Here is an 18,185-nt window from a genome sequence, read left to right on the forward strand (position 1 = left end):
GCCATGCCGATTCAGGTTCTACCGCCACAGCTGGCGAACCAGATTGCCGCAGGCGAGGTGGTAGAACGACCTGCGTCAGTGGTGAAAGAGCTGGTGGAAAACAGCATCGATGCCGGTGCGACGCTCATTGATATCGATATTGAGCGCGGCGGCGCGAAGCTTATCCGTATTCGTGACAACGGCTGCGGGATTAAAAAAGACGAGCTGGCGTTGGCGCTGGCGCGTCATGCCACCAGTAAAATAGCCTCGCTTGACGATCTTGAAGCCATCGTGAGCCTCGGATTTCGCGGCGAAGCGCTGGCCAGTATCAGCTCCGTGTCTCGTTTAACCCTGACGTCGCGTACGCAAGAACAACCCGAAGCCTGGCAAGCCTATGCCGAAGGGCGTGACATGGATGTGACGGTCAAACCCGCTGCGCATCCGGTGGGAACCACGCTGGAGGTGCTGGATCTGTTCTACAACACCCCAGCGCGGCGCAAATTTATGCGCACCGAGAAAACCGAATTTAATCATATCGACGAGATTATTCGCCGCATTGCGCTGGCACGTTTTGATGTGACGATTAATTTGTCGCACAACGGCAAAGTGGTGCGACAGTACCGGGCAGTGGCTGCGGATGGGCAGAAAGAGCGCCGACTGGGCGCGATTTGCGGCACGCCGTTTCTGGAGCATGCGCTGGCGATCGAATGGCAACATGGCGATTTAACATTGCGCGGCTGGGTGGCAGATCCTAACCATACAACGGCAGCACTGGCAGAAATCCAGTACTGCTACGTGAATGGTCGGATGATGCGAGACCGGCTGATCAACCATGCTATCCGCCAGGCCTGTGAAGATAAGCTGGGAGCCGATCAACAGCCCGCTTTCGTGCTGTATCTGGAAATCGATCCGCATCAAGTGGATGTCAACGTACACCCAGCTAAACATGAGGTCCGTTTCCATCAATCCCGCCTGGTGCACGATTTTATTTACCAGGGCGTGTTGAGCGTCCTGCAACAGCAGCTTGAAACGCCGCTGCCGTTGGCTGATGACGACGAACCTGCCCCAAGGCACATCCCGGAAAACCGCGTTGCTGCCGGACGCAACCATTTTGCCGAACCGGCTCCCGCGCGTGAACCTGCGACACCACGGTACTCGGCATCCGCTGGCGCTGGAAGTGGCAGTAGTGGTGGCGGTGGCCGTCAGGCGGGGGCCAGTTGGCCTCATGCCCAACCCGGATACCAAAAGCAGCAGGGCGAAATTTATCAGCAACTGATGCAGACGCCGGCTCCAACGCGTAAAACGCCGGTCTCTGAAACGTCATCGACGCCTCTGACTGGTAGTAGTCAGGGCTTTGGCCGGGTGCTAACGATTGTTGGTGCAGACTGCGCGTTACTCGAGTGCGATGGCCATATTCGGTTGTTGGCATTACCGGTGGCTGAGCGTTGGCTGCGTCAGGCGCAGTTAACGCCGGGTCAGGGAGCGGTTTGTGCTCAACCGTTACTGATCCCTTTACGTCTAAAAGTGACCGCCGATGAAAAAGCGGCACTGCAAAAAGGACAGAGCCAACTGGCTGAGTTGGGCATTGAATTTCAGCTGGATGCGCAGCATGTGACCATCCGGGCGGTGCCTTTACCCTTACGCCAACAAAATTTACAAATCTTGATTCCTGAACTGATAGGCTACCTGGCGCAGCAATCCGTATTCGAGCCGGGCAATATTGCACAGTGGATCGCACGTAACCTGATTAGCGAGCATCCACAATGGAGCATGGCACAGGCGATTACGCTGTTAGCGGATGTTGAGCGGCTCTGCCCACAACTCGTGAAGGCACCGCCGGGTGGTCTGTTACAACCTGTTGATTTACATTCGGTAATGAATGCCCTGAAACATGAGTGATACCCGTAAGGCGAGCCTGCCAAAGGCGATTTTTTTGATGGGGCCAACGGCCTCCGGTAAAACGGCATTAGCAATTGAATTGCGTAAAGTTTTGCCTATAGAGTTGATAAGCGTTGATTCCGCCCTTATTTACAAGGGGATGGATATCGGTACAGCCAAGCCTGATGCAGCTGAATTACAGGCCGCGCCGCACCGATTGTTGGATATCCGCGATCCGTCGCAAGCGTACTCCGCTGCGGATTTTCGTCGCGATGCGTTAGTCGAGATGGCCGACATCACCGCCGCGGGGCGTATCCCGTTGCTGGTGGGCGGCACAATGTTATATTTCAAAGCCTTGCTTGAAGGACTGTCGCCGTTACCGTCGGCGGACCCGGAAGTCAGGGCCAGAATTGAGCAGCAGGCGGCAGAGCAGGGTTGGGACGCGTTACACCGACAGCTTCAGGACATCGATCCCGTGGCTGCGGCGCGTATTCATCCAAATGATCCGCAAAGACTTTCCCGGGCACTGGAAGTTTTTTTCATTTCGGGTAAAACTTTAACGGAGCTGACGCAAACGTCAGGAGATGCTTTGCCGTATCAGGTGCATCAGTTTGCAATCGCCCCGGCGAGCCGTGAACTGCTCCATCAGCGAATTGAGCAGCGTTTTCATCAGATGTTAGCTTCAGGTTTTGAAGCAGAAGTCCGGGCGCTTTTTGCCCGTGGAGATTTGCATACGGATTTGCCTTCCATTCGTTGTGTAGGGTATCGCCAGATGTGGTCATACATTGAAGGTGAAATTTCATACGATGAAATGGTTTATAGAGGTGTTTGCGCCACGAGGCAGTTGGCGAAGCGGCAGGTAACCTGGTTGCGTGGTTGGGAAGGGGTGCACTGGCTTGACAGTGAAAAGCCTGACCAGGCGCGAAACGAAGTATTACAGGTTGTTGGTGCTATCGCGAACTGAATGTGTACAATTGAAACGTATCGTGCGCAATTTTTCAGAATCGAAAGGTTCAAAGTACAAATAAGCATATAAGGAAAAGAGAGAATGGCTAAGGGGCAATCTTTACAAGATCCGTTCCTGAACGCACTGCGTCGGGAACGTGTTCCAGTTTCTATTTATTTGGTGAATGGTATTAAGCTGCAAGGTCAAATCGAGTCTTTTGATCAGTTCGTGATCCTGTTGAAAAACACGGTCAGCCAGATGGTTTATAAGCACGCGATTTCTACTGTTGTCCCGTCTCGTCCGGTTTCTCATCACAGCAATAATGCCACCGGCGGCACTGGCAGCAACTACCATCACGGTAGCAACGCGCAAGGTTCATCTGCGCAACAGGACAGCGAAGAAACCGAATAAGGTTATTAGCTGTTTTACATACGGGGAGCCAGCGATCCTGTGTTCCCCGTTGATTTATATTAAGGGGTTGACGCTTGTTTGACCGTTATGATGCCGGTGAGCAGGCGGTACTGGTACACATCTATTTTTCGCAAGACAAAGATATGGAAGACCTCCAGGAGTTTGAATCTCTGGTTTCTTCCGCCGGTGTCGAAGCAATGCAGGTGATTACCGGGAGCCGTAAAGCACCGCACCCGAAGTATTTTGTTGGTGAAGGTAAGGCAATCGAAATTGCCGAAGCCGTAAAAGCGACTGGCGCTGCGGTGGTGATTTTTGATCATGCTCTAAGCCCTGCCCAGGAACGTAACCTGGAACAGTTGTGCCAGTGTCTTGTTATCGACAGGACTGGTCTCATTTTAGATATTTTTGCCCAGCGTGCGCGAACCCATGAGGGTAAGTTGCAGGTTGAGCTGGCGCAGTTGCGCCATATGGCTACGCGTCTGGTCCGTGGCTGGACTCACCTTGAACGGCAAAAGGGCGGGATTGGTTTGCGCGGTCCGGGTGAAACCCAGCTCGAAACCGACCGTCGTTTGCTGCGTAATCGCATTTTGCAGATACAGTCGCGCCTGGAAAAAGTTGAAAAGCAACGTGAGCAGGGGCGACAGTCGCGCAAGAAAGCGGATGTCCCAACCGTATCACTGGTGGGATATACCAACGCCGGAAAATCCACCCTGTTCAACCAGATCACCGAAGCCCAGGTCTACGCAGCGGATCAGCTGTTTGCGACCCTGGACCCGACGCTACGCAGAATAGACGTGGCGGACGTGGGTGAGACCGTGCTGGCGGATACCGTTGGGTTTATCCGTCATTTGCCGCACGACCTGGTGGCTGCGTTTAAGGCCACCTTGCAGGAAACACGTCAGGCGACATTGCTGCTGCACGTTATTGATGCAGCAGATTTTCGTGTGCAGGAAAACATTGAGGCCGTCGACACGGTGCTCGAAGAGATCGATGCGCATGAGATCCCGACCCTGCTGGTGATGAATAAAATCGATATGTTGGATGACTTTGAGCCGCGTATCGACAGAGATGAAGAGAATAAACCCATTCGCGTTTGGGTATCAGCGCAAACGGGGATTGGTATACCACAACTTTTTCAGGCTTTGACTGAGCGACTTTCCGGTGAGGTGGCGCAGCATACGTTGCGTTTGCCGCCGCAGGAAGGGCGTTTGAGAAGCCGGTTTTATCAACTTCAGGCAATAGAAAAAGAGTGGATGGAGGAGGACGGCAGCGTAGGTCTGCAGGTTCGTATGCCGATCGTAGACTGGCGTCGCCTCTGTAAACAAGAACCGGCACTGGAAGACTATGTTGTCTGATCTGACGGATATGGCCTGAAGATTTTTTCGCCTCTATACCTTGTGGATTTTGTGCGGCAGGAAGGCGGCAAGTCCTGAAATCTCCAGGAGCATAGTCAACTATGTGACTGGAGTTGAGGGACGCAGCCAACGCATCGGCAGCGCAAAAGACGCAGGTATAGCATCGCATAACAAATATGGAGCACAAAAATGGCGTGGAATCAGCCCGGTAATAACGGACAAGACCGCGACCCCTGGGGAAGCAGCAAACCTGGCGGCAACCCTGAGGGAAATGGAAACAAAGGTGGTCGCGAGCAGGGACCTCCCGATCTGGACGATATCTTCCGCAAACTGAGTAAAAAGCTCGGTGGTCTGGGTGGCGGTAAAGGTACTGGTTCTGGCGGCGGTAGTTCATCGCAAGGCCCGCGTCCGCAACTGGGCGGTCGAGTCTTTACTATCGCAGCGGCCGCTATTGTCATTATCTGGGCGGCCAGCGGTTTCTATACCATTAAAGAAGCGGAACGTGGCGTGGTGACACGCTTCGGTAAATTCAGCCATTTGGTTGAACCGGGTCTGAACTGGAAACCGACCTTTATCGACGAAGTGACACCGGTCAACGTTGAAGCCGTGCGTGAACTTGCCGCATCCGGCGTCATGCTGACTTCTGACGAAAACGTCGTGCGCGTCGAAATGAACGTACAGTACCGCGTGACCGATCCGCAGCGTTACCTGTTTAGCGTAACCAGCGCGGATGATAGTCTGCGTCAGGCTACCGACAGCGCCCTGCGTGGGGTTATCGGTAAATACACCATGGACCGTATCCTGACCGAAGGGCGTACCGTTATTCGTAGCGATACCCAACGTGAACTGGAAGAAACGATCCGTCCGTACAACATGGGTATCACCCTGCTGGACGTCAACTTCCAGGCTGCACGTCCGCCGGAAGAAGTAAAAGCCGCGTTTGACGATGCTATCGCAGCACGTGAAAACGAGCAGCAGTACATCCGTGAAGCAGAAGCGTACACCAACGAAGTTCAGCCGCGTGCAAACGGTCAGGCGCAGCGTATTCTGGAAGAAGCACGTGCGTATAAGACTCAGACCATCCTGGAAGCACAGGGTGAAGTGGCTCGCTTCGCAAAAATTCTGCCGGAATATAAAGCCGCACCGCAAATTACCCGCGAGCGTCTGTATATCGAAACCATGGAAAAAGTGCTGAGCAATACCCGCAAAGTCCTGGTTAACGATAAAGGCAGCAATCTGATGGTTCTGCCGCTGGATCAAATGCTGAAAGGTGGTAGTGCGCCAGCAGCAAAGACTGACAGCAGTTCAAACCTGCTGCGTCTTCCGCCAGCAACGACTTCCAGCACTGGAGCAAGCAACACTTCGTCCACCAGTCAGGGCGATATTATGGACCAACGCCGCGCGAATGCGCAGCGTAACGACTACCAGCGTCAGGGGGAATAACGATGCGTAAGTCAGTTATTGCGATTATCATCATCGTTCTGGTAGTTCTGTTCATGTCTGTCTTTGTGGTCAAAGAAGGCGAGCGCGGTATTACTCTGCGCTTTGGTAAAGTTCTGCGTGACGATGAAAACAAGCCGCTGGTCGTTGCACCAGGCCTGCACTTCAAGATTCCGTTTATTGAATCTGTGAAGATGCTGGATGCGCGTATTCAGACCATGGACAACCAGGCCGATCGCTTTGTTACCAAAGAGAAGAAAGACCTGATCGTTGACTCCTACATCAAGTGGCGCATCAGTGACTTTAGCCGTTACTACCTGGCAACGGGCGGTGGCGATGTTTCTCAGGCGGAAGTCCTGCTGAAACGTAAGTTCTCTGACCGTCTGCGTTCTGAAATTGGTCGTCTGGACGTGAAGGACATCGTTACCGATTCCCGCGGTCGTCTGACCCTGGAAGTGCGTGACGCGCTGAACTCCGGTTCTGCTGGCACAGAAGATGAAGTGGCGACTCCGGCAGCAGATAGCGCGATTGCCGAAGCGGCTGAACGTGTTCAGGCTGAAACGAACGGTAAAGTACCGGTCATCAACCCGAACAGTATGGCGGCATTGGGCATCGAAGTAGTTGACGTGCGTATTAAGCAAATCAACCTGCCTGCTGAAGTGTCCGAGGCTATCTACAACCGTATGCGCGCTGAGCGTGAAGCGGTAGCACGTCGCCATCGTTCACAAGGCCAGGAAGAGGCGGAAAAACTGCGTGCAACGGCTGACTATGAAGTCACTAAAACGCTGGCAGAATCTGAGCGTCAGGGCCGTATTATGCGCGGTGAAGGCGATGCAGAAGCCGCTAAGCTGTTTGCCGATGCGTTCAGTCAGGATCCTGACTTCTACGCCTTCATCCGTAGCCTGCGTGCTTACGAGAAGAGCTTTGAAGGGAATCAGGACGTGATGGTCATGAGCCCGGACAGCGATTTCTTCCGCTACATGAAGACACCAAATACCGCGACACGCTAATCGCGTTCCAGCGGTTTTAAAGCAGCAAAACCACCGGCATCTTCAGGGATGCGGTGGTTTTCTTTTTATATAAGGGCGATGGATGAATTCAACAATTTTGCTGGCGCTCGCGCTGGTTTTGGTGCTGGAAGGGTTGGGTCCGATGCTTTATCCCAGCGCATGGAAGAAAATGATCTCTGCAATGGCGCAACTTCCCGAAAATATTTTGCGTCGTTTTGGTGGAGGTCTTGTGGTTGCGGGCGTTGTGGTCTACTACATGTTGAGGAAAACGATTGGCTGAACAATAAGTAGACTAATTTGCGGATTTTCGCATGCAAAAAGTGCTGTATATCTGAAAAAGCGGTGGTAGAATCCATTTTTAAGCAAACGGTGATTTTGAAAAATGGGTAACAACGTCGTCGTACTGGGCACCCAATGGGGTGACGAAGGTAAAGGGAAGATCGTCGATCTTCTGACTGAACGGGCTAAATATGTTGTGCGCTACCAGGGTGGTCACAACGCAGGCCATACTCTCGTAATCAACGGTGAAAAAACCGTCCTCCATCTTATTCCATCAGGCATTCTTCGCGAAAACGTAATCAGCATCATCGGTAACGGTGTTGTTCTGTCTCCGTCCGCGCTGATGAAAGAAATGAAAGGACTGGAAGATCGTGGTATCCCGGTTCGCGAGCGCCTGCTGCTGTCTGAAGCTTGTCCGCTGATCCTTGATTATCACGTTGCGTTGGATAACGCTCGTGAGAAAGCGCGTGGCGAGAAAGCGATCGGTACTACCGGTCGTGGTATCGGTCCGGCTTATGAAGACAAAGTAGCTCGTCGCGGTCTGCGTGTTGGCGATCTGTTTGATAAAGCAACCTTCGCTGAAAAACTGAAAGAAGTGATGGAATATCACAACTTCCAGCTGGTGAATTTCTATAAAGTTGAAGCAGTTGACTACCAGAAAGTGCTGGATGATGTGATGGCTATCGCCGACATCCTGACCTCGATGGTTGTTGATGTTTCCGATCTGCTGGACCAGGCGCGTAAGCGTGGCGATTTCGTCATGTTTGAAGGTGCGCAGGGTACGCTGCTGGATATCGACCACGGTACCTATCCGTACGTAACCTCCTCCAACACCACCGCAGGTGGCGTGGCAACCGGCTCCGGCCTGGGCCCACGTTATGTGGACTACGTTCTGGGTATCATCAAAGCTTACTCTACTCGTGTAGGCGCGGGTCCATTCCCGACTGAGCTGTTTGATGACGTTGGCGAGTTCCTGTGCAAACAAGGTAACGAGTATGGCGCGACCACCGGTCGTCGTCGTCGTACCGGTTGGCTGGACTCCGTTGCTGTACGCCGTGCAGTACAGATTAACTCCTTGTCTGGCTTCTGCCTGACCAAACTGGACGTACTGGACGGTTTGAAAGAAGTGAAAATCTGTGTTGCTTACCGTATGCCGGATGGTCGTGAAGTAACGACTACTCCGCTGGCAGCTGACGACTGGAAAGGTATCGAGCCGATTTACGAAACCATGCCGGGCTGGTCTGAATCAACCTTCGGCGTGAAGGAACGTAGCGGTCTGCCGCAGGCAGCACTGAACTACATCAAGCGTATTGAAGAACTGACCGGTGTGCCGATTGATATTATCTCAACTGGCCCAGACCGTACTGAAACCATGATCCTGCGCGACCCGTTCGACGTATAATTCTGGTTATAGCGTAGCGTCGAATGGCGCTGCGCTTGCAATATCTCAGGCCGGAGAAGGTGCTTTGCATCAGAATCCGGCTTAAAATCACGTAAGTTCCTCGCTTTTTTCCTTCCCGAACTGAAATAAATTAGCGACCTGGCTGGTGGCTGGTTTATCATCAATGTAATTAATACTACCAGGTTTATCCGTTTTATCCCTTTTCCTGAGGTTGATGTGCAGTTAACAAGTTTCACCGATTACGGATTACGTGCGCTAATCTACATGGCGTCGCTTCCCGAAGGACGTATGACCAGTATTTCTGAGGTGACAGAAGTCTACGGCGTGTCCCGTAATCATATGGTCAAAATAATCAATCAACTTAGCCGGGCGGGCTTTGTTACTGCTATTCGAGGAAAAAATGGCGGTATCCGCCTGGGTAAACCGGCTAAGGATATTGGTATTGGTGATGTGGTTCGCGAGCTGGAACCTCTATCGTTGGTCAATTGTAGCAGCGAGTTTTGCCACATTACCCCGGCCTGTCGACTCAAACAGGCGCTTTCTAAGGCAGTGCAAAGTTTTCTCACGGAACTGGACAACTACACACTTGCTGATTTGGTTGAAAAGAATCAACCACTTTATAAATTATTGCTGGTGGAGTGACGAAAATCTTCATCAGAGCTGACAATGGAGGAACCTCGATGTCACAAGATCCTTTCCAGGAACGCGAAGCAGAAAAATACGCGAATCCTATCCCGAGCCGGGAATTTATCCTCGAACATTTAACTAAACGTGAAAAACCGGCTAACCGCGATGAGCTGGCCGCTGAACTCAACATTGAAGGTGAAGAGCAGCAAGAAGCGCTGCGTCGCCGCCTGCGTGCAATGGAGCGTGACGGACAACTGGTCTTCACCCGTCGTCAGTGCTATGCGCTGCCGGAGCGTCTTGACCTGCTGAAAGGTACCGTTATTGGCCACCGTGATGGCTACGGCTTTCTGCGCGTTGAAGGCCGCAAAGATGACCTGTACCTGTCCAGTGAACAGATGAAAACCTGCATTCATGGCGATCAGGTGCTGGCACAGCCGCTGGGCGCGGACCGTAAAGGTCGCCGCGAAGCGCGTATTGTGCGCGTACTGGTGCCGAAAACCAGCCAGATTGTCGGTCGTTACTTCACCGATGCCGGTGTTGGGTTTGTCGTCCCTGACGACAGCCGCCTGAGCTTCGATATTCTGATCCCGCCGGAAGAGGTGATGGGCGCTCGCATGGGCTTTGTGGTCGTCGTTGAACTGACCCAGCGTCCGACTCGCCGCACCAAAGCGGTGGGTAAAATTGTTGAAGTGCTGGGTGACAACATGGGAACCAGCATGGCCGTTGATATGGCCCTGCGTACTCATGAAATCCCATATATCTGGCCGCAGGCTGTTGAGAAACAGGTCGCCGGACTGAAAGAAGAAGTACCGGAAGAGGCGAAAGTAGGACGTGTCGATCTGCGCGACCTGCCGCTGGTGACTATCGATGGCGAAGATGCGCGAGACTTCGACGATGCGGTTTATTGCGAGAAGAAACGCGGCGGCGGCTGGCGTTTATGGGTGGCGATTGCTGACGTAAGCTATTACGTTCGCCCGCCGACTCCGCTGGACCAGGAAGCACGTAGCCGTGGCACATCCGTTTACTTCCCGTCGCAGGTTGTTCCGATGCTGCCGGAAGTGCTGTCTAACGGATTGTGTTCGCTCAACCCGCAGGTAGACAGGTTGTGTATGGTCTGTGAAATGACCATTTCGTCGAAAGGCCGTTTAACCGGCTTTAAATTCTACGAAGCGGTCATGAGTTCCCACGCACGTCTGACCTACACTAAGGTCTGGCACATGCTGCAGGGTGACCAGGAGTTGCGTGAGCAGTACGCACCGCTGGTCAAACACATTGAAGAGCTGCATAACCTCTACAAAGTGCTGGATAAAGCCCGTGAAGAGCGCGGCGGTATCTCGTTTGAAAGTGAAGAGGCGAAGTTTATCTTCAATGCTGAACGACGTATTGAGCGTATTGAGCAGACGCAGCGTAACGACGCGCACAAGCTGATTGAAGAGTGCATGATCATGGCGAACATCTCAGCGGCGCGATTCGTTGAGAAAGCTAAAGAGCCGGCGCTGTTCCGTATTCACGATAAGCCGACGACCGAAGCGATTAACTCGTTCCGTTCCGTCCTGGCAGAGCTGGGGCTGGAGCTGCCAGGTGGCAACAAACCTGAGCCGCGTGATTACGCTGAACTGCTGGAGTCGATTGCTGACCGTCCTGACGCAGAAATGCTTCAAACCATGCTGCTGCGTTCGATGAAGCAGGCGATTTACGATCCGGAAAACCGAGGTCACTTTGGCCTGGCGCTGCAATCTTATGCACACTTTACTTCACCGATCCGTCGTTACCCGGATCTCTCCTTGCACCGGGCGATTAAGTATCTGCTTGCACAGGAGCAGGGCCATAAGGGCAACACCACGGAAACCGGTGGCTACCATTATTCGATGGAAGAGATGCTGCAACTGGGTCAGCACTGTTCGATGGCCGAGCGCCGTGCTGACGAAGCCACGCGCGATGTTTCTGACTGGCTGAAGTGCGACTTCATGCTGGATCAGGTGGGGAATGTCTTCAAAGGCGTGATTGCCAGCGTGACCGGATTTGGTTTCTTTGTCCGTCTTGATGAACTGTTTATCGACGGTCTGGTGCATGTCTCCTCTCTGGATAACGACTACTATCGTTTCGACCAGGTTGGGCAGCGCCTGACGGGGGAATCCAGCGGTCAGATGTATCGCCTGGGCGATCGCGTGGAAGTTCGCGTGGAAGCGGTCAACATGGACGAGCGTAAGATCGACTTCAGCTTGATCTCCAGTGAACGTGCGCCGCGTAATGAAGGTAAAACCGCGCGCGAAAAAGCCAAAAAAGGCGATGCGGGTAAAAATACCGGTAAACGTCGTCAGATGGGCAAAAAGGTGAATTTCGAGCCGGACAGCGCTTTCCGCGGCGAGAAGAAAGGCAGAGCCAAACCTCAGGCGGAAAAGAGTGCGGCTGAGAAGAAAGGCGATAAAAAAGCGAAAAAGCCCTCGGCAAAAACGCTTAAAATTGCTGCCGCCACTAAAGCTAAACGTGCGGCGAAAAAGAAAGTCGCACAATAACTGCCATAAACAGTAAGTCGGGCAACCTCGCGTTGCCCGCGTTACGCATAAACTATTAACGAGTACATTCATGAGTGAAATGATTTACGGCATCCATGCGGTGCAGGCCCTGCTGGAACGTGCGCCTGAGCGCTTCCAGGACGTCTTTATTCTCAAAGGTCGTGAAGATAAACGCCTGCTGCCGCTGATCCATGCACTGGAAGCACAGGGTGTTGTCATTCAACTGGCTAACCGTCAGTTTCTGGATGAGAAAAGCGAGGGTGCGGTACATCAGGGAATTATTGCTCGCGTGAAGCCGGGTCGTCAGTATCAGGAAAACGATCTGCCGGATCTGATTGCTACGCTCGATCAGCCGTTCTTTTTGATCCTCGATGGCGTCACCGATCCGCATAACCTGGGTGCATGCTTGCGTAGCGCCGATGCTGCTGGCGTACATGCTGTAATCGTACCGAAGGATCGTTCCGCTCAGTTGAATGCGACGGCGAAAAAAGTGGCCTGCGGCGCGGCAGAAAGCGTACCGCTGATCCGCGTGACCAACCTGGCGCGCACCATGCGTATGCTGCAGGAAGAGAATATCTGGATCGTCGGAACCGCAGGTGAAGCCGACCATACTCTCTATCAGAGCAAAATGACCGGGCGTCTGGCGCTGGTGATGGGCGCAGAGGGTGAAGGTATGCGCCGTCTGACCCGCGAACACTGTGACGAACTGATCAGCATCCCGATGGCAGGGAGCGTTTCGTCATTGAACGTTTCAGTTGCGACGGGTATCTGCCTGTTTGAAGCCGTCCGCCAGCGCGGCTAATTCATTCTCTATGTCTCTTAAGCCATCCCTCGGGATGGCTTTTTTGTGACCTGAATCCCAGGCACTCTCTTGTCTGGCTGACCATACTTAAGGCGACGGCCATTGACGGAGGGAGACACAATGCACTGGCAAACGCATACCGTTTTTAATCAACCTGTACCGCTCAATAACAGTAACTTATATTTGTCCGATGGCGCGCTGTGCGAAGCGGTTATCCGCGAAGGCGCTGGCTGGGACAGCGATCTTCTCGCCAGTATTGGTCAGCAGCTAGGGACTGCCGAGTCGCTTGAACTGGGCCGTCTGGCCAATGCATTCCCGCCTGAACTGTTGCGCTACGACCCGCAGGGGCAGCGGCTGGATGATGTGCGTTTTCATCCTGCCTGGCATTTACTGATGCAGGGGTTGTGCGCCAACCGCGTACATAATCTGGCCTGGGAAGAAGATGCGAGGCAGGGAACATTTGTTGCCCGGGCGGCCCGTTTCATGCTGCATGCGCAGGTGGAAGCTGGCACGTTGTGTCCGGTGACCATGACTTTTGCCGCCACGCCGCTGTTACTTCAAATGTTACCCGCGCCCTTTCACGACTGGATAACGCCGCTGCTAAGCGACCGTTATGACTCGCATTTACTGCCAGGTGGGCAAAAGCGTGGGCTGCTTATCGGCATGGGCATGACTGAGAAACAGGGTGGTTCAGATGTGCTGAGCAATACCACTCAGGCAGAACGTCTTGCTGACGGCTCGTATCGGCTGGTGGGACATAAGTGGTTTTTCTCCGTGCCGCAAAGCGATGCTCATTTAGTGCTGGCCCAGGCTAAGGGAGGATTATCCTGCTTTTTTGTGCCGCGATTTTTACCTGACGGACAGCGTAATGCTATCCGTCTTGAGCGACTGAAAGATAAGTTAGGCAACCGCTCCAACGCCAGCTGCGAGGTTGAATTCCACGAAGCGATTGGCTGGCTATTGGGTGAAGAAGGGGAGGGTATACGCCATATCCTGAAAATGGGTGGGATGACGCGTTTTGACTGTGCGCTCGGCAGTCACGGTATGATGCGGCGTGCTTTTTCCATCGCGATTTACCATGCGCACCAGCGGCAGGTCTTTGGCAAACCATTGATTGAACAGCCGATGATGCGTCAAGTGTTAGGTCGGATGGCGCTCCAACTGGAAGGTCAGACGGCGTTACTGTTTCGACTGGCGCGGGCCTGGGACCGTCGTGCTGATGCTAAAGAAGCGCTGTGGGCCAGGTTGTTCACGCCAGCGGCGAAATTCTCCGTTTGCAAAAGCGGTATGCCATTTGTGGCAGAAGCGATGGAAGTGCTGGGTGGGATTGGCTATTGCGAGGAGAGTGAGCTGCCGCGCCTGTATCGTGAAATGCCGGTAAACAGTATCTGGGAAGGCTCTGGCAACATTATGTGCCTTGATGTATTGCGGGTACTGACCAAACAACCCGGCATATACGAGATGCTCAGCGAAGCCTTTGCGGAAGTCAAAGGGCAAGATCGACATTACGATCGAATGGTACGTCAGCTCCAGCAGCGTTTACGTAAACCCAGCGAGGAGATGGGACGGGAGATTACGCAGCAGCTTTTCCTGCTCGGTTGCGGGGCGCAGATGTTGCGTTATTCTTCTCCGCCAGTGGCGCAGGCCTGGTGCCAAATGATGCTTGATACGCGGGGGGGACTAAGATTGTCTGAGCAGGTGCTGAACGATTTGCTTCTGCGGGCAACGGGGGGGTTACGATAATAATATGCCTGATGGCGACGCTTTCGCGTCTTATCATGTCTACAGTTCACCGTAGATCAGATAAGTTTACGCCATCCGGCAATGTGTTAAGCATAGAGTATGGCCTGTACGCGCCAGTTGTCGGGCTGCTGATCTTCGTACATTTGAATGATCCGATACCATGAGGCACCTTGTTCATCCGCTTTTAACGCGACTATACGTTCTACATCCTGCGGATTTCCTGCAATGTTACTGACAGATATCTGGCCAATTTCATTCAGGCCCGTAACACAGTCAGCACTGGCGAACTCGGCAGACTGCGCCGTAGTATCTACCAGTCCGGCAGAAAGCAGCAGTGAGGATAAGGCAAGTGATTGTTTCATCGTCAGCTCCATTATTCGTACCCCTACACACGGCAGGGCATTCCATCGCGATAATAAACCTCAAGCTTCCTGCTGTTGGTTTATTGTGCACAGGTAAACGCATAGGGGCGCAAAGCAATGTAAAGCTGACTAAATTTCAACCCAATGTTATTTACGATACAAAATAGCCTGTGAATACCATTGGCCTGTTACGATGGTTTCATCCACTAATAAAACCACGTAGTAATCAGCTTTAGCCGCGGCGGCTTTGGCACGGATCTCTGCCAGCGCATCATCCGGAGAGCCTCTTACCAGCGCGCTAACCGTCCCTAATCGCTGTAACCCATTACTCTGGTCACGGCGGATCTCCTGCGGGTGGTCGGCAACGGGCGGTGCGGGTTGCGGCGTTCCCTGTAGCACGCTACAGGCGCTTAAAAACATAACCAACAACACAGAGGCAAACCGACGCATAACTCTATCTCGTTTCCTGATAGCCATAGTGTAGTGCCTTATTAATTTCCCTTTAGGGGAATGTTCCCGAATTGTTATCTCTCACGCGATTTTCGAATGAAAATGTTGCGAAAGCGTAACCCAGTTCTCAACATTATGAATCATTGCCGAACACATTCGCTTGCGTTAAGTATTGCTGCATGGCATACCAGAAAGAAAGAGGCGACAAATGATCGAAATTGAAACACGACAGTTAGCTGGTATCCCTGTCCTGCACGCCGTTCCGGCTGGCAAACGCGAATCTTCACTCCCTTGTATTATCTTCTATCACGGGTTTACATCTTCAAGTCTGGTTTACAGCTATTTTGCCGTTGCGCTGGCTCAGGCCGGGTTCCGTGTCGTCATGCCAGATGCGCCCGACCATGGCGCTCGCTTCAAAGGCGATGCTCAGGTGCGAATGCACCGCTTCTGGCATATTTTGCAGCAAAATATGCAGGAGTTTACGACGTTACGTGCGGCGCTGGTGGCGGAAAATTGGCTTTCAGATGAGCGGCTTGCCGTCGGAGGGGCATCGATGGGAGGAATGACGGCGTTGGGCATAATGGCGCTCCATCCTGAGGTTAAATGTGTAGCCAGCCTGATGGGTTCAGGCTATTTTACCCGGCTTGCGCAGACGCTTTTTCCCCCTCTACTGGTTCAGACCCCAGAGCAACAGGCGGAATTTGATGCCGTTATCGCCCCGCTTGCTGAATGGGATGTTACACATCAGCTGCCACGCCTCGCCGACAGGCCGTTGCTGCTGTGGCATGGACAGGATGATGATGTTGTACCGGCTGTTGAAACCTTCCGCTTACAGCAAGCGCTGATTCAGGCAGGTTTGGACAACAATCTGACCTGCCTGTGGGAAGCGGGTGTACGACATCGCATCACGCCAGAAGCGTTGGCCGCAACAGTGACGTTTTTCCGCCAGCACCTTTAAACGCGCATAATGCTCACGCCCTGGGCTTCAAGCTGTTGCAGAATCTCAGGGTTTGCATTTTTGCCGGTAATCAGCATGTCGATTTGATCGGCGCGGCTGAACAGCATTCCCGCACGTTCGCCGACCTTACTGCTATCGACCAGCACCACCAATTTACCTACCACGTTAAGCATCTTTTGCTCAGCCATCGCGGTCAGCATATCCGTTTTATACAGTCCATCTGCGGTCAAGCCTTTGCCGCTGGTGAACATCCAGTGTCCGGCATACAGGCTATTTTCACTGCCTTGCGGGCTAAGCGTGATGGACTGGCTTTTGTTATATTGCCCTCCCATGATGATCACGCTGTCATGCTCCTGGTCGATCAGATAGTTCGCCAGCGGCAGATAATTAGTGATGATCTGCACCGGTTTACCGCACATTTCGCGACCCAGCAGGAAAGCGGTCGATCCGCAGTTGATCACCACGCTTTCACCCGCATTCACAAGCTGGGATGCCGCCTTGGCTATGCGAACTTTTTCATCGTGGTTCTGCGCCTGGTGCAGATTCATTGGCGTCCAGCGCGGACGCTGCTGGGTAATAGCTTCTGCGCCGTTGCGTACTTTCTTGAGTTTGCCGCTTTCGTCGAGTTTGTTGATATCCCGGCGTGCTGTGGCAGGTGAAATCCCCAGACGCTCAATCACGTTCTCAACGGTAACAAAGCCCAACTGCGCCAGCATATCCAGCAATATTTGATGTCTTTGTGCTTCAGTCATGAGCTATTCCGATACAAATTGATTTGAAAAGATGATATTTGAAATAGCCTGGAAATACTAAAGTAAATGGGAAAAAATGCCGGGATGGCCCGGCATTTTGTGTGGGTCACAAGAACGATTTAAACGGTAAATCCGGTTCAATCGTGAAGCAGTCGTCAAAGCCGCGCGGGTAGTGATATTCAAAATTATCTTTGTCCAGCGGCCAGGTGAACTTGCCACCCACCTGCCAGATAAAAGGCTTAAAGCCATACTTCAACCGATCCTTTTTCATCTCCCACAGTACGCGGATCTCCTGAGGATCGGCCTGGAAGTTTGACCAGATATCATGATGGAAAGGGATCACCACTTTTGTATTCAGGGCCTCCGCCATACGCAGCATGTCGGAACTGGTCATTTTGTCCGTAATCCCTCGCGGGTTCTCGCCGTAGGAGCCGAGCGCGACGTCGATCTGGTGCTCGTTGCCATGCTTTGCATAGTAGTTGGAGTAGTGTGAGTCTCCGCTGTGATAAAGCGTACCGCCCGGCGTTTTGAACAGATAGTTTACGGCGCGGGCATCCATACCATCCGGCAACACGCCTGCCGCTTTTTGATCGGCAGGAAGCGTGATCAATGCCGTACGATCAAACGCATCAAGCGCATGAATTTCAATATCTTTCACTTTCACCACATCGCCCGGTTTTACCACGATGCAGCGCTCTTTTGGTATACCCCAACCGATCCACAGATCCACACAAGTCTGCGGTCCAATAAACGGCACGTCATCGGCACAGTTCTGCATGACGGCTGCCGCAACATTTACGTCGATGTGATCGTTATGATCGTGCGTGGCCAGCACCGCATCGATCTGACGAATAGCAAACGGATCAAGAACAAACGGCGTGGTGCGCAGGTTTGGTTGCAGTTTCTTCACCCCTGCCATGCGTTGCATCTGGTGGCCGGTTTTCATCAGCGGGTTACCGTGACTCTGTTTACCCGTACCGCACCAGAAATCGACGCAGACGTTAGTCCCGCCTTCCGACTTCAGCCAGATTCCGGTACAGCCGAGCCACCACATAGCGAAAGTGCCAGGTGCGACCTGTTCCTGCTCGATCTCTTCATTGAGCCAGCTTCCCCACTCCGGGAATGTGCTCAGAATCCATGATTCACGCGTGATGCTTTTTACTTTACTCATCGCAATTACCTTCATGTTTGTTCAAGTTGAATCAAATTGTGATTTGTTTTGATTGATACTGACATCATTTTATCAAGAAGGCAATGCGCTGATTTTTGGTGTTG

General features: G+C 52.8%; 17 protein-coding genes. 13 read left to right on the plus strand and 4 right to left on the minus strand.

Annotated elements, in window-relative coordinates:
• Nucleotides 1-3 precede the first annotated feature (3 nt).
• The 12 genes from mutL to BZK41_RS17985 all read left to right on the plus strand — a co-directional run bounded on the left by mutL (nucleotide 4) and on the right by BZK41_RS17985 (nucleotide 14,388).
• The gene (mutL, locus tag BZK41_RS17930) at nucleotides 4-1,878 is read left to right on the plus strand and encodes a DNA mismatch repair endonuclease MutL (RefSeq protein ID WP_079939043.1); all 1,875 of its coding nucleotides are present in this window, start codon (nucleotides 4-6) and stop codon (nucleotides 1,876-1,878) included.
• Nucleotides 1,871-2,821, plus strand: a complete 951-nt coding sequence (gene miaA / locus BZK41_RS17935; RefSeq protein ID WP_003830497.1) for a tRNA (adenosine(37)-N6)-dimethylallyltransferase MiaA — start codon at nucleotides 1,871-1,873, stop codon at nucleotides 2,819-2,821. Before mutL ends, miaA begins: the two co-directional genes overlap by 8 nt.
• A gap of 84 nt (nucleotides 2,822-2,905) precedes the next feature.
• Complete coding sequence (gene hfq / locus BZK41_RS17940) at nucleotides 2,906-3,214, plus strand: RNA chaperone Hfq (protein ID WP_003025584.1); 309 nt, start codon at nucleotides 2,906-2,908, stop codon at nucleotides 3,212-3,214.
• A 74-nt stretch (nucleotides 3,215-3,288) separates the two neighbouring features.
• On the plus strand, nucleotides 3,289-4,569 hold the full coding sequence (hflX, locus tag BZK41_RS17945) for a ribosome rescue GTPase HflX (protein ID WP_003830495.1): 1,281 nt from the start codon (nucleotides 3,289-3,291) through the stop codon (nucleotides 4,567-4,569).
• Nucleotides 4,570-4,758: 189 nt separating this feature from the next.
• Complete coding sequence (hflK, locus tag BZK41_RS17950) at nucleotides 4,759-6,012, plus strand: FtsH protease activity modulator HflK (protein ID WP_003025593.1); 1,254 nt, start codon at nucleotides 4,759-4,761, stop codon at nucleotides 6,010-6,012.
• Between the two features lie 2 nt (nucleotides 6,013-6,014).
• Entirely contained in the window at nucleotides 6,015-7,019 is a 1,005-nt protein-coding gene (gene hflC / locus BZK41_RS17955; protein WP_003830491.1) for a protease modulator HflC, read from the plus strand.
• Between the two features lie 82 nt (nucleotides 7,020-7,101).
• Entirely contained in the window at nucleotides 7,102-7,299 is a 198-nt protein-coding gene (locus BZK41_RS17960) for a DUF2065 family protein (protein WP_003025602.1), read from the plus strand.
• Nucleotides 7,300-7,401: 102 nt separating this feature from the next.
• Entirely contained in the window at nucleotides 7,402-8,700 is a 1,299-nt protein-coding gene (gene purA / locus BZK41_RS17965; protein WP_079939044.1) for an adenylosuccinate synthase, read from the plus strand.
• A gap of 216 nt (nucleotides 8,701-8,916) precedes the next feature.
• Nucleotides 8,917-9,342, plus strand: a complete 426-nt coding sequence (gene nsrR / locus BZK41_RS17970; RefSeq protein WP_003830485.1) for a nitric oxide-sensing transcriptional repressor NsrR — start codon at nucleotides 8,917-8,919, stop codon at nucleotides 9,340-9,342.
• 38 nt (nucleotides 9,343-9,380) lie between these two features.
• Nucleotides 9,381-11,843, plus strand: coding sequence for a ribonuclease R (gene rnr, locus BZK41_RS17975; protein WP_079939045.1), 2,463 nt, complete (start codon nucleotides 9,381-9,383; stop codon nucleotides 11,841-11,843).
• A 70-nt stretch (nucleotides 11,844-11,913) separates the two neighbouring features.
• Nucleotides 11,914-12,645 carry a 23S rRNA (guanosine(2251)-2'-O)-methyltransferase RlmB gene (gene rlmB / locus BZK41_RS17980; RefSeq protein WP_003830482.1) on the plus strand — a complete coding sequence of 244 codons (732 nt, stop codon included), beginning with the start codon at nucleotides 11,914-11,916 and terminating at the stop codon, nucleotides 12,643-12,645.
• Between the two features lie 120 nt (nucleotides 12,646-12,765).
• Nucleotides 12,766-14,388: an isovaleryl-CoA dehydrogenase gene (locus tag BZK41_RS17985; protein WP_079939046.1), complete on the plus strand. Its 1,623-nt coding sequence runs from the start codon at nucleotides 12,766-12,768 to the stop codon at nucleotides 14,386-14,388.
• A gap of 86 nt (nucleotides 14,389-14,474) precedes the next feature.
• Here the strand turns inward: BZK41_RS17985 and yjfN are convergent, their stop codons facing one another.
• Together yjfN and bsmA are read right to left on the minus strand one after the other, a co-directional pair.
• Nucleotides 14,475-14,750 (minus strand): DUF1471 family protease activator YjfN, encoded by a 276-nt coding sequence (yjfN, locus tag BZK41_RS17990; protein ID WP_079939047.1) that lies wholly within the window; start codon nucleotides 14,748-14,750, stop codon nucleotides 14,475-14,477.
• Nucleotides 14,751-14,897: 147 nt separating this feature from the next.
• Nucleotides 14,898-15,227, minus strand: a complete 330-nt coding sequence (gene bsmA, locus BZK41_RS17995) for a biofilm peroxide resistance protein BsmA (protein WP_008786010.1) — start codon at nucleotides 15,225-15,227, stop codon at nucleotides 14,898-14,900.
• 181 nt (nucleotides 15,228-15,408) lie between these two features.
• Here bsmA and yjfP point away from each other — a divergent pair, with 181 nt between their 5' ends.
• Nucleotides 15,409-16,158 (plus strand): esterase, encoded by a 750-nt coding sequence (yjfP, locus tag BZK41_RS18000; RefSeq protein ID WP_079939048.1) that lies wholly within the window; start codon nucleotides 15,409-15,411, stop codon nucleotides 16,156-16,158.
• Here the strand turns inward: yjfP and ulaR are convergent.
• Together ulaR and ulaG are read right to left on the minus strand one after the other, a co-directional pair.
• Nucleotides 16,155-16,910 carry an HTH-type transcriptional regulator UlaR gene (ulaR, locus tag BZK41_RS18005; RefSeq protein WP_003025646.1) on the minus strand — a complete coding sequence of 252 codons (756 nt, stop codon included), beginning with the start codon at nucleotides 16,908-16,910 and terminating at the stop codon, nucleotides 16,155-16,157. The genes yjfP and ulaR overlap by 4 nt on opposite strands.
• A 106-nt stretch (nucleotides 16,911-17,016) precedes the next feature.
• Nucleotides 17,017-18,081 (minus strand): L-ascorbate 6-phosphate lactonase, encoded by a 1,065-nt coding sequence (gene ulaG, locus BZK41_RS18010; RefSeq protein ID WP_079939049.1) that lies wholly within the window; start codon nucleotides 18,079-18,081, stop codon nucleotides 17,017-17,019.
• Between the last annotated feature and the right edge of the window lie 104 nt (nucleotides 18,082-18,185).

Origin of the sequence: Citrobacter sp. A316 (genome assembly GCF_002042945.1) — a bacterium.
GTDB classification, from domain to species: Bacteria; Pseudomonadota; Gammaproteobacteria; order Enterobacterales; family Enterobacteriaceae; genus Citrobacter; species Citrobacter portucalensis.